Below are 13,817 nucleotides of genomic sequence, written 5' to 3'. Positions count from 1 at the left end.
CGCAGCCGACTCTACGATAGTCCGCAAGCAGGGGGCGATGCGTACATGTCCAGCCAGGCCGGACATGCCCCCCCCAACACCTTGATTCACATAGGAATCGATATGACCAATACGTTCCACCGCGTGGGAACTGGCCCTCGCGCTGTCCTGGTCCTTCATGGCTGGTTCGGAGATGCCCGCTCGTTCGAGCCCATGGAACCGTGGCTATCCGGGAAAGATTTCAGTTACGTGTTCATGGACTATCGCGGCTACGGAAACAGGCTGTCAGCGCGCGGCACATACACCATGGACGAAATCGCCTCCGACGCGTTGGCGCTTGCCGACACGTTGGGCTTCCAAACCTTCAGCCTGATCGGCCACTCGATGGGCGGCATGGCGATGGAGCGCATCGCCATCCGCGCGCCCAGCCGAGTATGCGCATTGGTTGCCATCGCCCCGGTTCCCTGCGGCGGCATACGATACGCCCCGGAAACTCGGCGTCTATTCCAGGATGCAGGCAAGAACATCGATAGCCGCAGGGCGATCATAGACAGAAGCACTGGCGGCAGGGTCCCCGCATCCTGGGTCGAATGGAAGGCGGCCTACTCGGCATCACACTCCTCCACAGAGGCTTTCGCGGCCTACTTCCACGCTTGGGCCGATACGGATTTCCGCGCAGACATCTCTGGACAGCATCCTGTGAAGGTGCTCGTGGGTGAGCACGACCCCACATTCAACGCCGGGCTGATGGCTGACACCTACCTGCGTCACTATCCGCTCGCAACCGTCGAGGTGCTGAAAAACGCGGGCCACTACCCAATGAACGAGACGCCGCTCGCGCTGGTCGCCGCCATAGAGTCCTTCCTGCTCGATACAGTCAAGATGAGCTCTTGATCCGAAGCCTGCTCAGGCGCTCCGTTCATGATTGGTGATGAAGTCCGGCGGCAACGCCGGGCCCCACACATACAGCGAATCCTCCGGCGGATAATCCCCCGACGGCCACTTCTGCCCTTCGGCGATGAAGTCGATATCGTAGGAATACTCGGCGTAGCTGCCCCAGGGATCGCGCACATAGCGGAAGTAGTTCGAACCCAGCACGTGCCGTCCCACGCCCCAACCGTCCGCATACCCCGCCGCGCCCATCTGCTCCATGCCTTGCCCCACCGCATCGATGGACGGCACGCACCAACTGCTGTGATGCAGGCCCAGTCCATGCGACTTGGCCAGCGCGATCAGGTGGTGGTCGCTGCCGTGCGGACTGTGGATAAAGGCGATGGCATCGCCCGAGGTATCCGACACGCGCAGGCCAAGCGCATCGACGTAGAACCGCGTGGCCCGAACCACGTCGGCGCTGAACAGCAGGATGTGCGACAGGTACAGCGGCCGCACCTGCCGCACCTGGCTGCGCGCGGGCGCGCGGCCGGCGCCGCTGCTGGCCTGGGGCGGCTCTTGCGGCGCGGGGGCCGACGGTGAAGACTTGGCTGCAATCCGCAATTGCAGAGCCAGCCCGTCGGGCGCCTCAATCCAGAGCCCTGCGGGGTCGGCGCCCCGAGGCGCGTCGCGGCGGGCGATACCCAGGCGGTCCAGATGCACGGCGAACCGTTCCAGGTCGTCCGCGTGGATCCCCATGCTTACCCACAGCAGGCGCTTGCGCGCCCCCTGCAAGATGCGCGCCCAGCGATGCGGATGATCATGGGTGTACAAGGCCAGGCAGCCGTCCTCATCCCGCACGTCCAGGCCGAAGCTCGAATAAAAGCGCCTGGCCTCTTCGAGATCGGGAACGCTGAACACGAACTCGTCCACCGAGTGCACGGCGAGCGGCGCTGTCTGCGTATTCGATTGCATGTCTGTCTCCAAGAATCTTGTTCTGGTTCTGGCAGGCTGCCCTGCTCTCACTGCTCGACGGCGACCTTCTGCGCCAGGCCCTGGTACAGCGCCGTCTCCGTCTGGTAGAAGTCCCGCATGTCCGCCACCGTGTTCTGCGCCACCAGCTCCATGCCGGTGGAAACAACATACTCGCGAAACGCGGCGTCTTCCATGGCCTGGACGATCGCGCGGTTCAGGCTGGCAACGGTCGCGTCCGGCGTCTTGGCCGGCACCAGGAAGGCGATCCACGTGCCGTACACGAAGTCGCGCAGCTTTTCACTGGACGCGGACAGGGGCGGCACCTGCGGCAGTTTGGAACTGGGCGTGGCGCCCGTCGTGGCGTAGGCCCGTATGCGGCCGGACTCGATCAGGTCCAGCGTCGATCCGCCCAGCGGCAGGAAGCTCAGTTCTATCTGTCCGCCCATCAGGTCCTGCGTGACGGGCGGAACGCCTCGGTAGACGACGTGGTTGAGCTTGAACTGGCTTTGCCGCGCCCATTGTTCGCCCAATAGATGGATCATCGATCCCGGACCGATATGTCCGAAGTTCAGTCCCTTGTCCCCCTGGGCCTGCGCCAGCTGGGTCAGTTCGCCCAGGTTCTTGGCGGCAAGCGCGTTGCCGCCCGTCAGGATGTAAGGCAGCCGCGCCACCACCGCCACCGCGCGCAGGTTCTCCGCCCGGTACTTCACGTGCTGCATCGTGGCCGGAGTCAGGATGGGTTCGGTCTGCGAGGCGATCAACAGCATGCGCCCGTCCGCCGGCGCGTTCAGCACCCGTTGCGTGCCGATGGAGCCCCCCGCCCCGGGTTGGTTCTCGACGATGATGGTCCTGCCCAGCGCGGCCTGCAGCAGCGGCTGCAGCTTGCGTGCGACGCCGTCCGTGGGATTGCCCACCGGCTGCGGAACGACGATGGAGACGGGCGGCGCGTCGGCCTGGGCTTGCGCGTTCGCGCACGCCAGGATGCCGATCAGGAACTGCAGACTCGCGGCCACGCCGCTACGCAGTGCTTTCATTGCTGGCCTTTCTGGTTGGACTCGTTGGAAAGCCGAAGCCGCCGGGGATCAGGGATCCCCGCCACGGCCTCACTCAAGCTGAAGGCGCGACACCATGGGGCCGAACTGGGCGAACTGGCTTTTCAGCAACGCGCTCATCTGCTCGGGACTGGAGCCGCTGGCTTCTGCGCCCAGCTCGGCAAGGCGCTGGCGGATGGCGGGCTGCTGAACGGCCTTGGACACGGCCTGGCCGATGCGCGCCACGACGGCGTCGGGCGTCTGCGCCGGCGCGAGCAGGCCGTTCCATCCCTCGGTATCGATGCCGGTGAAACCCAATTCGCTGGCGGTGGGCGTGTCCGGCAGGGACGGCGAGCGTTGCGGCGAGGTGACCGCCAGCGCGGTCAAGGAGCCGGCCCGGATGTCGCTCAGCGACGAAGACAACTGGTCGCCGCCCATCTGGATGCGTCCCGCCAGCATTTCGCCCTTCAAGGGCGCCGCGCCTTTGAAAGGCACATGCGTCATGGATGCGCCCGTCTGTTCCTGGAACCACATGCCGAACACATGGATGTACGAACCGGGTCCCGTGGAGCCGTAGGCGTAATGGGTGGAAGGATTCTTTTTGAGCAGATCCGCGAATTCCTTCAGATTGCGGGCCGGCACCGAAGGCGTGGACGTGATGACCAGCGGCACGTTGGCCACCACGCTCACGCTGCGCAGGTCGGCCAAGGGATCGAAGTTGAGGCGCTTGGCGCCCTGCGCCACCAGCGCGGCCAGCGGATAGGAGATGTTGGCCATCAGCACGGTATAGCCGTCGGGCGCCGCCTTGGCGACGGCATCCGCGCCCAGCAGCCCGCCCACGCCCGGGCGATTCTCGACCACCACCGGCTGCCCCAGCTCCTGCGACATGGGCGTCGCGATCAGCCGCGCGATCAGGTCGGTGGTTCCTCCGGCGGCAAACGGCACCACGATCTTCACCGGCCTCGTCGGCCAATCCGCCGCGCTGGCCACCCCCAGGCCGGACGCCAGGCCCGCGGCCAACAACAGTCTGGCCCAACGGCGCCGGGCGGGGTTGCTCACGGATGACTTCACAAAAGCAGTTGCGATTCGCATGTCTGGAATTCCAAGAGGTAATCGTGGCCGTGCGCCCCGGCGCGCGGATGGCGCCGGGGCCGCTGAATGCGTGATGAAAGACCTAGGCGGACGGCGCCTCGTCGCGGATGCGATTGCGCAGCGTGCCGATGCGTTCGATGTCCACCTCGACCGTATCGCCGTCCTTCATGTAGAGCTTGGGCGTGCGGCCGAAGCCCACGCCCGCGGGCGTGCCGGAGAAAATGATGTCCCCGGCCTGCAAGGTGATGGCCTCGCTGACGGTCGAGATCACGGTGGCCACGTCGAACAGCATGTCGCGGGTATTGGACGACTGCATGGTCTCGCCATTGAGGCGGGTCTCGATCCGCAGCCCGCTGCCGCCTGCCGGCAGCTCGTCGGCCGTGACCACATAGGGCCCCCAGGTGCCCGTGCCGTCGAAGTTCTTGCCCACGGTCCACTGCGGCGACTTGAACTGGTATTCGCGCACCGAGATCTCATTGCCCACGGCGTAGCCGAACACGTGGTCCAGCGCCTGTTCCTTGGCGATCCTGCGCCCGCCCTTGCCCAGCACCACGACCATTTCGCCCTCGTAGTCCAGCGTATCGCTGATGGCCGGACGCTCCACCACGGCGTCATGCGCGCCCAGGCTGGTCGACACGCGCAGGAACAGCGTCGGGTAATCGGGCTGGTCGTACGGGCTTTCCTTGGTGTGGTCGGCGTAGTTCAGGCCGACGCACAGGATCTTGGGAGGTTCGATCGACGGCGACAGAAAGGTCGCGGTGGCCGGATCGATGAACTGCGTGGCCGCGGCGGCCAGACGCTCCAGGTCGGCCAGCGTCTTGCCCTGGCGCAGCAGCGTGCCCAGGTCGACGCCGGGCGCGGACAGCAGCGCCAGGCGGCCTTGCACGAGGGCGGCTGCGCGCGGCGCGCCGTCGATTTGTAGGGTGGCCAGTTTCACGTGATCTCCTGATGGGTGAGGGTTGAACGAAGAATATGTAATCCATAAAAATATATATATTCTGGTTTTCCCTGGATAACTTGAGCTTCATAGATAAAAACCTTATCGTTTCGCATGACTTCCGTTTCCACCCCATTCCGGACCGCGGCATCGGCCCTGGCCAATGACATCCGCGCAGACATCATCACGGGCAGCCTGCCGCCCGGGGCGCGCCTGCGCATCAAGGATCTCTGCGAACGCTACGACAGCGGGGCGATCCCGCTGCGGGAGGCGCTTTCGCGCCTGGCCACCAGCGGATTCGTGGTCGCGGAAGACCAGCGCGGTTTCCGCGTGGCCGACGTGTCGGCGGAAGAACTGCTGGACATCACCGAAACCCGCATCCATATCGAATGCGAAGCGCTGCGCCGCGCCATCGCGCGCGGCAGCCTGGACTGGGAAGAGCGGCTGGCCGGCGCGCACTACCGCCTGAGCCGCCTGCCGCTGCACGCTGCTGACGGCTCCGGGCTGTCGGCGGAATGGGAACAAGCGCATTCCGCTTTCCATTCGGCGTTGATCAGCGGCAGCGATTCAAAGTCGCTCATCGCCATTGCCGAGTTGCTGCGCGACCAAACTGCGCGTTACCGCTACCTGTCGGTGCAGCTGAATTCCGGAACCAAAGGCGCCCCCGCCTCGAAAAAGGGCAAGGAACGCAACGTCGCCGACGAACACCGCAAGCTGCTGGAAGCCGCGCTCGCCCGCGACGCTGATACCGCCGCCGAACTGCTGGCCCAGCACCTGCGCCAGACCACGCAGCTGGTGCTGGCGCAAATTCCCAGCCATTAGCAAGCGCCCCGCCTTGCGCCGGGCCGCCGATCTCCCAGTGAGCAGCCCCGATGCGCACGTCAAAATCACAACCTACCAAAAGTAAGTTACTATCGGTAGGTTAATAATTTTGATGGAGTGTAGACGCCATGCACGCGCTAATCGTTGTTGCACATCCCGATCCTGCGTCGCTGACCCACGCGGTGGCGCGACAGGTCGCGCAAGGCATTTCCGCTGCCGACGGCGGACACACGTTTGAAGTCGCCGACCTGGCCGCGGAAGGCTTCGACCCGAGGTTCACCCAGCCAGACACCGCGCTGGCCATGGGCAAGGGAGAACCGCTCCCGGAAGTCGCCGCGGAACATGCGCGGCTTGAACGCGCGGATGCGCTGGTGCTGGTCTACCCGGTGTACTGGTGGTCCTTCCCGGGCCTGCTCAAGGGCTGGATCGACCGCGTGTTCACGCAAGGCTGGGCCTACGAAGACGCCGACGGCAAGCTGGTCAAGAAGCTGCAGCACCTGGACGTGCATCTGGTCGCGCTAGGCGGCGCCAACCAGCGCACCTATGCGCGGCACGGCTATTTCGGCGCCATGAAGACGCAAATCGACCACGGCATCTTCGGCTACTGCGGCGCCAACGTCGTCACCTCGGAATTGCTGCTGCCCTCCGACGCGGGCTTTCCCGCCGCGCATCTCGACGCCGCCCGGACCATAGGCCAGAAGATTTTCTCCTCGCGTGCTGTAATCCGCGAGGAGGAAGCCCAACCATCATGACCGCCAAGATGCCAAACCCCGCCAAAACCATCCCGCAGCGCCGCCTGTCGCGCGACGAACGCCAGCGCCAACTGCTGGACGTCGCCTGGAAGCTGATCAGCGACGAAGGCACGGACGCCCTGACGCTGGGACGGCTGGCCGCGGAGGCCGGCATCACCAAACCCGTGGCCTACGACCACTTCGGCACGCGCAACGGCCTGCTGGTGGCGCTGTACCAGGACTTCGACGTCCGCCAGACCGCGCTCATCGACGCCGCGATCGCCGCCAGCAAGCCGGTCTTGAAGGAAAAAGCCCTGGTCATCGCGGCGGGCTATGTCGAATGCGTCATGACCCAGGGACGCGAGATTCCCGGCTTGCTGGCCGCGCTGGGCGGCTCGCCGGAACTGGCTGCGGTCAAGCATCAGTACCAGCTGGCCTTCATCAAGAAATGCCAGGCCATACTTGCGCCCTATGCCGGGCCCGCGGGCATTGCGCCGGCCGGCATGTGGGCGATGCTGGGCGCGGCTGATGGCCTGGCGCACGCGGCCGTGGCCCAGGACATCAGCGTGGATCAGGCCCGCGACGAGCTGATGGATACCATCTTGGCGATGGTCAAGCGCAGCAAGTAATTCAGCGCAGCGGCATCGCCACCGGACGCAGCGGCGCCGCGTCACCGCCGCGGATCTTCAACGGCCCGCCGATGAAGGCGAATTCATAGACCTGGTCGCGCGACAGTTCGTCCAGCGCCGCCAGCTCGATGATGGGCACGCCCTTTTGCGCCAGCAGATAGGTGTGCAGCGGCACATAGTCGTCGGACACCTCCGACGGGAAGGTCTCGAAACTGAGGTTGTCCGCCCCCAGGATCATGGCGCCGCCCTCCTCGACCAGATAACGCGCCGCGTCCAGGCCCATGCCCGGCGGCTTGGCCATGTAGGCCGCCGGATCGTTGTACAGCTTCATGCGGCCGGTGCGGATCAGGACGATATCGCCCTCGCGCAGTTCGGTCTTCTGGCGCGCCAGCGCCGCTTTCAGATCCTGCCGGGTAATGCGGTACTGGTCAGGCAGCATGTCCACGCCCTTGAGCGCGGCGACGTCGATCAAGACCCCGCGCGCCACCAAGGGCGGGAATTTCTCGATGCCCGTGCGTTTCCAGCCGCGGTCGCCCAGATGCTCATCGGCACGGAAGCCGTTCCAGATCTTGCCGTGGATGCCGAAATGGTTGAGCGCGTCGATGTGCGTGCCGGTGTGGCTGTACATCGAGAACGCCGTGCCGGTGTAGCTGCGCATGGCGTTCATATCCTTGCCCACGCCCATGGGGTCGTCGACCTCGGTGCCGCGCGGCGTGTGCGTCATCCAGAACTGGTAGTGGGGATCGCCCGCGTCCTGCCAGCTGGGCATGCCCACGTAGTATTCCGTGGCCAGGTCGTAGACCTTGCCGCCGGCCACCCGCGACATGACCGCGGCGCGCGATTCGGGCGTGATCAGGTTGAGGCGGCCGATCTCATCGTCGGGGCCCCAGGGGCTCACGCCCACCTCCTGTCCGGAAGCAGGCGCCTGGGCCGGCGCGCCGTGCGCGAGCGCATTGAAGCTGAGAGCTGCGCCCAGCGCCAGGCCGAGCAATTTTTGGGTGTAGCGGATAGTCATGATGCACCTTGTGCGTATGGCTTCCGTCTTGCGGACGGAAAAATTGGAAAGAAGGAAAAGCGTGGCGGGCGCCGCCGATGCACGGCGGTCAAGCCCCAGCCGGCGCCGGCATCAGCGCCAGCAGGCTGTCCCGCAGATCGGCCGTGGACATGGTGCGCAGACGCGCACGGTGCGGCCCGGCGATCAGCGTGGGAATGGAGTCGATGGCCAGCCGCGCGGCGGCGGCACGGTCGGCCTGCACGCGCTGCAAGGCCTCTTCGCCCTGCATGAGAGCGGCGAATTCGCTCCGGTCATGGCCCAGCCCGGCGGCGATATCCAACAGCACGGCGCGATCGCCGACGTTGCGGTGCTCGCTCAAATGGGCATGCTGTATCGCGTCGAACATATCCCAATGGCCCGCGTCGCCGGCCAGCAGATGCGCGGCCTGGCAAGCCAGCGCTCCGGCCATCCCGCTGGGATAGTCGAATGATTCGGCGCGCATGCCCTCGACGTCGATGCGCGGCTGGTCCTCATGGCGGGCGCAGGCTTCCCAATGGCCCAGGATCACCTGCTTGGCGCGCGGCATCGAGCCGAACACCTGGCACATCTGTTCAGGCGATTCCTGCAGCACGAAGCTGCGCTGGCGCACGGCAATGCCCAGCTCGGCAGCCACCTGGCGCAGGCGGGGAGACATGACATAGCACCAGCCGCAAACCACGTCATGGAAGAAATCCACGGTGAACGGCGCGGCGGGTGCGTGATCGGGTACAGAAGTCATGATGGCGTCCATCTCGTTTCAATGGACGCCAGATTAATGACGGGCCGGCACGGGAGTAAGGTGTCCGCCGGCAGGACTTTATTAGCTGCGCGTCAACAATCGCCGCGCATGGCCGCCGGCAGATGTTCCGCCATGAAATCCACGAAGGCCTTGACCTTGGGCTGCAGGTGGCGGCTGGTCGGATAGACCGCGTAGACGTGGCGCGGTGGCGCTGGCAGCTGCGGCAGCACGCGCGCGAGCCTGCCGCTGGCGATGGCGGGCGCGGCCAGGAACGACGGCAAGGCGCCTATGCCCAGCCCCTCTTCCAGCAGGTCCCGCAGCATCAGGCTGTTGTTGACCTGCACCAGCGCGGGTCCGGCCAGCGGATCCGCCTGCTGGCCGGCATCCTCGTGCGCAACGGCGCCAGGGCTTTCGGCCAAGGTATAGCTGAGGATGTCATGCCCCCGCAGCGCGTCGACGCTTTCCGGACGGCCGCGGCTGTCGAGGTAGGAAGGCGCCGCGCACAGCACCTGCGTCAGCGACGCCAGCCGGCGCGCAATCAGTGAAGAATCGTCGAGCTGCGCGCGCAGCCGTATCGACACGTCAAACCCTTGCCCTACCGCATCGACCATCCGGTCTTCCATCGCCAGGTCCAGCCGCAGTTCGGGATACTGGCGCACAAAGCGCGCCAGCAGCGGCGACAGCACGCTCAGGGCGAATGAGACCGGCGCGTTCACGCGCAGCCTTCCCGACACCAGGCGGGATTCGCGCTTGACCGATTTTTCCAGGGCGTCCAGTTCGTCGAGCAGCCGGCAGCATTCGGCGTAGTAGGCCGCGCCCGTGTCGGTCAGGCTCATCTTGCGCGTGGTGCGCTGGATCAGCACCGCGCCCAGGTGGGCCTCCAGGGCGCGCAGCTGCTTGCTGAGGCCGGCGGACGACATATCCAGGTCCTCCGCCGCCTTGGCCAGGCTGCCGAGTTCCACGATGCGCCGGAAGGCGCGCATGTAGTTGAAGGTATCCACCTGCGCTTAACCGCCGTTCGGCCGGGCCGCCTCGACCAGGTTGTCGCGCAGCGCGACCACCTGCTCCCTCAACGATGCGAACTGATCGCCCGTAAGCCCGCAAGCATCGCTCAGGTTGATGCTGGCGGTCTTCTCGCGCAAGCGCCGCCCTTCGTCGGTCACGCGCACCCGCACCAGCCGCTCATCCACCGAGTCGCGCACGCGTTCCAGATAGCCCATGCCCTCTAGCTTCTTGAGGATCGGCGTAAGGGTGTTGGACTCGAGAAAGAGCTTCTCGCCCAGGCTGCTGACCGTCTGATCGTCCTCTTCGAAGAGGGCAATCATGGTCACGTACTGCGTGTAGGTGAGTCCGAGCGCGTCGAGGATGGGGCGGTACACGCGGCCGAACGCCAGGTTGGTTGAATAAACCGCGAAGCAGAGGAATTCCGCCAGCTTTCTCTGGGACGGATCGTTTGGGGTCTTGGGCTTCATCGTTACCTCAATATCTGGTCTGCCTGATGGCGCCACTTTACATCGCATGCGATGCAGTCGCAAACGATTTGATACGATTTTCCGCCCGCGAGCTATTGACGCCGGCATGCGCGCTCCTTACCATGCGCTTCAATCGTATTCGATTTAATCGAATGCGATTTAAATTCCACCCTTCAAGGAGCACACCATGCCCGCCCGAATCCAGAAAGTCCTCTTGACCGGCAAGACCCATACGACCCTCTCCCGCAACTACGCCTCCCAGGGCGGCGAAGAGCGGCTCGATATCCGCCTTTCGACCCCCAACGACCCGGGGCTGGTCCAGGCGTTCGAGGACATCCAGCCGCATCCGACCGCCGAACAGCTTTTCGCCGGCGCCTGGTCCGCCTGCTACACCAGCGCGCTGGACGTCATCGCCAAACAGATGAAGGTGCAACTGCCGAACGATCGCGCGGTGGACGTGGAAGTGGATCTGGGCATGTCCGGCAACGCCTACCTGCTCCAAGCCCGCTTCAACGTGTTCCTGCCCGGACTGGACCAGGCGCTGGCCGAACAGATCGCCCATGCGGCCGACGAGATCTGCCCTTACTCGAAGGCCACGCGCGGCAACATCGACGTGACCCTGAACGTCCATGCGGCCTGAAGGGGAACCGACGTGCGCAAGCTCCTGCTCGTGCTCATCCTTTTTGCCGGCGGGCTGGCGCACGAGCTGCGCAACCCGCTGAGCTGCCAGACCATCACGGCGCGCAACGACAGCGGCGCGCGCCGGCAAAAGCGAGAGCCCTGACTCTCGCGCCCTCTTTCCCTTGCATAGCGGTGCATACCCATGCTGATCATTCTTGTGGCCTTTCTTGGCGGCGTGCTCACCATCGTGAGCCCCTGCATCCTGCCCATCCTGCCCTTCGTTTTCGCACGCGGATCAGGTTCATTCCGCACCCATGCCTTGCCGATGCTCGCGAGCATGGCCATTGCTTTCGCGGCGGTCGCCAGCCTGGCGGCCTTCGGCGGAGCCTGGGTCGTAACGCTCAACGAGGGCGCGCGCTACGCCGCGATGGGACTGCTGGCGCTTTTCGGACTCGCGCTGCTGCTGCCCGCCGTGGGCGACCGGATGAGCCGGCCGCTGGTTGCCCTGGGCAACCGCCTGGCCGGCGCGGCTCCCGGCTCGCCGCGCACGGCCGGGCTGCTGTCCATCGGGCTGGGCTTGGGCACCGGCCTGCTGTGGGCGCCGTGCGCCGGCCCCGTCCTGGGATTGCTGCTCACCAGCGCGGCGCTCAACGGCGCGAACATCCAGACTTCCTTGCTGCTACTGTCATTCGCCTGCGGCGCAGCAGTGGCGCTGGCCGCGGCGCTCTGGCTCGGACGCGGCATGGCCGCGGCGTTGCGCCGCTTCCTGCCTGCGGCCCAGGGCCTGCGCAGGGTGGCCGGCGCCGCGGTCATGGCCGCGGTTGCCGTGTCCGCGCTCGGATGGAACCCGGCGCTCCTCTCCAGCGCCTCCGCTTCGGGCGCCGCGCGGCTGGAGCAACAATTGGTCGAACAGGTACGCCCGAGTAATCCGGCCAAGACGTCCGCAGCCGCGAACGGTCCGCTGGCATCGCTGCAGGATGCCAACGACTGGCTGAATTCGGAACCGTTGGGCGCCGCCGATCTTGATGGCAAGGTCGTGCTGGTCGACTTCTGGACCTATTCCTGCATCAACTGCCTGCGCACGCTCCCCTATCTGAAGGCCTGGCACGACAAGTACAAGGTTGCCGGACTGGAAGTGATAGGCGTGCACTCGCCCGAATTCGCTTTCGAGAAGAGCGCCTCCAATGTGCGCCGGGCAGTCGCGGATCAGGGCATCCAGTACCCCGTCGCCCTGGACAACGGCTTCCGGATTTGGCGCGCGTTCCGCAATCAGTCCTGGCCCGCCTTCTATCTGCTCGATGGCCAGGGCCGCGTGCGGTACACGGTCGCGGGCGAGCACGATTACGAGCAGACCGAGCGCATGATCCAGCGCCTGCTTGCGGAAGCGGGCCAGACGCTGCCCGACCCCGCTATCGCCCGGCCTGCGGCGCGCGGCGTGGAGGCGCCCCCGCAATGGTCGACGCTGCGTTCGGGCGAAAGCTACCTGGGCTACGGCAAGGCCACGAGCTACGCGCCGGGCGGGACCCGGATCAGGCAGGACCGGGACGCGGACTACGTCCCCGCAACCGGACTGGGCGCCAACCAATGGACGCTGGCCGGATCATGGCGGCTGGAGCCGGAACTTGCGGTGGCCACAGGCGCCAACGGCCGCGTCATCCAACGCTTTCACGCGCGCGACCTGCACATGGTGCTGGGGACTGCGGCGGGCGGCCGGCCGGTGCGATTCCGCGTCACGCTGGACGGCCAGCCGCCGCTGGCCGACCACGGAGCCGACATCGATGAGCAGGGAGAGGGGGTCATCGATGGGCACAAGCTCTATCAGCTGGTGCGGCAACAGTCGCCGGACCGGGACCGGGTCTTCCAGATCGAGTTCCTGGAGCCGGGCGCGCAAGCCTATGCCTTTACTTTCGGCTGATGGCGATCTGGGGCTGCTTTGGAATGACCGGCAGCAACTCTTTGAACGTGTCCAGGAATGCCTGGGCGCGCGCGGAGACCACGCGCGTCTGAGAGAGCGCATACAGAGTCGTGGGAGGCAGCTCCCACTCCGGCAGCACGCGCTCCAGCGTGCGCCGCGTGGCGCCATGGTCCAGCAGCAAGTCGCAAGGCATCCACGCGATGCCCCCGCCGGCCATCGCCAACTGCACGTTTAGCAAGGCGCTCTCGGTCACCACCGTCGAGGAAACCGGAATGCGGCAAGTCTCGCTGTTTCGGCGTAATTCCCAGTCTGTCTCGGTCGCGACGGCAAGCAATTCATGGTTATGCAAATCCGCCGGGACCCTCGGTCGCCCAGCGCCGTTCAGGTAGGCGCGCGACGCGATCAGGACGCGCCTGAGCTCCAGCACCGGACGCTGGATGAGCAAGGAATCACGCTGAGGACCGCCTCGGATCAACAGTTCAAAAGGCGTCGGATTGTGGCCCGTCTCCCCTCCCCCCACCACGATGTCGAGCCTGACCTTCGGATAGTCCCGGCGCATGGCCGCAACCAGGGCCGGCAGCAACGCCGTGAGGCTGGAAGGAATGGACACGCGCAGCGTTCCTTCGGGCCGGCCGACATACGATTGAATTACCTCGTGCGCATTGAGCGCGGCCTCGACGTGGCCGACGCATTCCTCGAAATAGCGGACGCCGGCCGTCGTGGTGGACACCTTGCGCGTCGTGCGTACCAATAGCTGAGCGCCAAGCTGGCTTTCCAATATCGACAGCCGCCTCGACACCGTGGAAACGGGCATGTCCAGCATCGCAGCGGCGGATGTGAATCCGCCGTGCTTGACCACTTCCACGAAGATGAGAATGTCCTGCAGGGATATTCCGCGATTTTCCATGAGCGTCCTCGGCAGCTCCTGATTCGAACACCCCGACGCGCTTCCCTTGGCCGATCCCGCTTGC

At 65.7% G+C, this 13,817-nt stretch carries 16 protein-coding genes; 7 read left to right on the top strand and 9 right to left on the bottom strand.

The window, feature by feature from the left end; genetic code table 11:
• Positions 1-102: 102 nt before the first annotated feature.
• Complete coding sequence (locus BRO63_RS27025; protein WP_088142728.1) at positions 103-873, top strand: alpha/beta fold hydrolase; 771 nt, start codon at positions 103-105, stop codon at positions 871-873.
• A gap of 12 nt (positions 874-885) precedes the next feature.
• On the opposite strand, the gene BRO63_RS27020 is transcribed toward BRO63_RS27025, so the two are convergent.
• The 4 genes from BRO63_RS27020 to BRO63_RS27005 all read right to left on the bottom strand — a co-directional run bounded on the left by BRO63_RS27020 (position 886) and on the right by BRO63_RS27005 (position 4,884).
• Entirely contained in the window at positions 886-1,824 is a 939-nt protein-coding gene (locus BRO63_RS27020) for a VOC family protein (protein WP_088142727.1), read from the bottom strand.
• A 47-nt stretch (positions 1,825-1,871) separates the two neighbouring features.
• Entirely contained in the window at positions 1,872-2,858 is a 987-nt protein-coding gene (locus BRO63_RS27015; RefSeq protein ID WP_088142726.1) for a Bug family tripartite tricarboxylate transporter substrate binding protein, read from the bottom strand.
• A 69-nt stretch (positions 2,859-2,927) separates the two neighbouring features.
• Positions 2,928-3,914, bottom strand: a complete 987-nt coding sequence (locus BRO63_RS27010; protein ID WP_256942934.1) for a Bug family tripartite tricarboxylate transporter substrate binding protein — start codon at positions 3,912-3,914, stop codon at positions 2,928-2,930.
• A 115-nt stretch (positions 3,915-4,029) separates the two neighbouring features.
• On the bottom strand, positions 4,030-4,884 hold the full coding sequence (locus BRO63_RS27005; RefSeq protein ID WP_088142724.1) for a fumarylacetoacetate hydrolase family protein: 855 nt from the start codon (positions 4,882-4,884) through the stop codon (positions 4,030-4,032).
• 114 nt (positions 4,885-4,998) lie between these two features.
• Between BRO63_RS27005 and BRO63_RS27000 the strand changes: the two genes are divergently transcribed.
• The 3 genes from BRO63_RS27000 (at position 4,999) to BRO63_RS26990 (ending at position 7,066) form a co-directional block, all read left to right on the top strand.
• Positions 4,999-5,706 (top strand): GntR family transcriptional regulator, encoded by a 708-nt coding sequence (locus BRO63_RS27000; protein ID WP_088142723.1) that lies wholly within the window; start codon positions 4,999-5,001, stop codon positions 5,704-5,706.
• 128 nt (positions 5,707-5,834) lie between these two features.
• On the top strand, positions 5,835-6,458 hold the full coding sequence (locus BRO63_RS26995) for an NAD(P)H-dependent oxidoreductase (RefSeq protein ID WP_088142722.1): 624 nt from the start codon (positions 5,835-5,837) through the stop codon (positions 6,456-6,458).
• A complete protein-coding gene (locus BRO63_RS26990; RefSeq protein WP_088142721.1) occupies positions 6,455-7,066 on the top strand; it encodes a TetR/AcrR family transcriptional regulator in 612 nt (203 codons plus the stop codon). Before BRO63_RS26995 ends, BRO63_RS26990 begins: the two co-directional genes overlap by 4 nt.
• A 1-nt stretch (position 7,067) precedes the next feature.
• On the opposite strand, the gene BRO63_RS26985 is transcribed toward BRO63_RS26990, so the two are convergent.
• From BRO63_RS26985 to BRO63_RS26970, 4 genes are all read right to left on the bottom strand, one after another.
• Positions 7,068-8,081, bottom strand: a complete 1,014-nt coding sequence (locus BRO63_RS26985; protein WP_088142720.1) for a cyclase family protein — start codon at positions 8,079-8,081, stop codon at positions 7,068-7,070.
• Positions 8,082-8,169: 88 nt separating this feature from the next.
• Complete coding sequence (locus BRO63_RS26980; RefSeq protein ID WP_088142803.1) at positions 8,170-8,838, bottom strand: DsbA family oxidoreductase; 669 nt, start codon at positions 8,836-8,838, stop codon at positions 8,170-8,172.
• A 92-nt stretch (positions 8,839-8,930) separates the two neighbouring features.
• Positions 8,931-9,839, bottom strand: a complete 909-nt coding sequence (locus tag BRO63_RS26975) for a LysR family transcriptional regulator (RefSeq protein WP_088142719.1) — start codon at positions 9,837-9,839, stop codon at positions 8,931-8,933.
• A 6-nt stretch (positions 9,840-9,845) separates the two neighbouring features.
• Positions 9,846-10,310: a MarR family winged helix-turn-helix transcriptional regulator gene (locus tag BRO63_RS26970; RefSeq protein WP_088142718.1), complete on the bottom strand. Its 465-nt coding sequence runs from the start codon at positions 10,308-10,310 to the stop codon at positions 9,846-9,848.
• A 187-nt stretch (positions 10,311-10,497) separates the two neighbouring features.
• Between BRO63_RS26970 and BRO63_RS26965 the strand changes: the two genes are divergently transcribed.
• The 3 genes from BRO63_RS26965 to BRO63_RS26960 are packed head-to-tail and all read left to right on the top strand — an operon-like array spanning position 10,498 to position 12,846.
• Positions 10,498-10,950 carry an Ohr family peroxiredoxin gene (locus tag BRO63_RS26965; protein WP_088142717.1) on the top strand — a complete coding sequence of 151 codons (453 nt, stop codon included), beginning with the start codon at positions 10,498-10,500 and terminating at the stop codon, positions 10,948-10,950.
• A gap of 12 nt (positions 10,951-10,962) precedes the next feature.
• Entirely contained in the window at positions 10,963-11,094 is a 132-nt protein-coding gene (locus BRO63_RS34585) for a hypothetical protein (protein ID WP_256942935.1), read from the top strand.
• A gap of 39 nt (positions 11,095-11,133) precedes the next feature.
• Positions 11,134-12,846 (top strand): cytochrome c biogenesis protein DipZ, encoded by a 1,713-nt coding sequence (locus BRO63_RS26960; RefSeq protein ID WP_088142716.1) that lies wholly within the window; start codon positions 11,134-11,136, stop codon positions 12,844-12,846.
• On the opposite strand, the gene BRO63_RS26955 is transcribed toward BRO63_RS26960, so the two are convergent.
• Positions 12,833-13,753: a LysR family transcriptional regulator gene (locus BRO63_RS26955; protein ID WP_088142715.1), complete on the bottom strand. Its 921-nt coding sequence runs from the start codon at positions 13,751-13,753 to the stop codon at positions 12,833-12,835. The two genes, BRO63_RS26960 and BRO63_RS26955, sit on opposite strands and share 14 nt — an antisense overlap.
• Positions 13,754-13,817 lie beyond the last annotated feature (64 nt).

It is taken from the genome of Achromobacter xylosoxidans (assembly GCF_002192695.1).
In the GTDB taxonomy this organism is placed as follows: Bacteria; Pseudomonadota; Gammaproteobacteria; order Burkholderiales; family Burkholderiaceae_B; genus Achromobacter; species Achromobacter xylosoxidans_C.
Note: the sequence above shows the minus strand (reverse complement) of the source record. Positions and strands in the feature narration are given on the sequence as shown.

Coding starts and splice junctions, on each gene's coding strand:
- BRO63_RS27025 (WP_088142728.1), top strand. CDS start 103: ATGACCAATACGTTCCACCGCGTGGGAACTGGCCCTCGCGCTGTCCTG.
- BRO63_RS27020 (WP_088142727.1), bottom strand. CDS start 1,824: ATGCAATCGAATACGCAGACAGCGCCGCTCGCCGTGCACTCGGTGGAC.
- BRO63_RS27015 (WP_088142726.1), bottom strand. CDS start 2,858: ATGAAAGCACTGCGTAGCGGCGTGGCCGCGAGTCTGCAGTTCCTGATC.
- BRO63_RS27000 (WP_088142723.1), top strand. CDS start 4,999: ATGACTTCCGTTTCCACCCCATTCCGGACCGCGGCATCGGCCCTGGCC.
- BRO63_RS26995 (WP_088142722.1), top strand. CDS start 5,835: ATGCACGCGCTAATCGTTGTTGCACATCCCGATCCTGCGTCGCTGACC.
- BRO63_RS26990 (WP_088142721.1), top strand. CDS start 6,455: ATGACCGCCAAGATGCCAAACCCCGCCAAAACCATCCCGCAGCGCCGC.
- BRO63_RS26985 (WP_088142720.1), bottom strand. CDS start 8,081: ATGACTATCCGCTACACCCAAAAATTGCTCGGCCTGGCGCTGGGCGCA.
- BRO63_RS26980 (WP_088142803.1), bottom strand. CDS start 8,838: ATGACTTCTGTACCCGATCACGCACCCGCCGCGCCGTTCACCGTGGAT.
- BRO63_RS26970 (WP_088142718.1), bottom strand. CDS start 10,310: ATGAAGCCCAAGACCCCAAACGATCCGTCCCAGAGAAAGCTGGCGGAA.
- BRO63_RS26965 (WP_088142717.1), top strand. CDS start 10,498: ATGCCCGCCCGAATCCAGAAAGTCCTCTTGACCGGCAAGACCCATACG.
- BRO63_RS26960 (WP_088142716.1), top strand. CDS start 11,134: ATGCTGATCATTCTTGTGGCCTTTCTTGGCGGCGTGCTCACCATCGTG.
- BRO63_RS26955 (WP_088142715.1), bottom strand. CDS start 13,753: ATGGAAAATCGCGGAATATCCCTGCAGGACATTCTCATCTTCGTGGAA.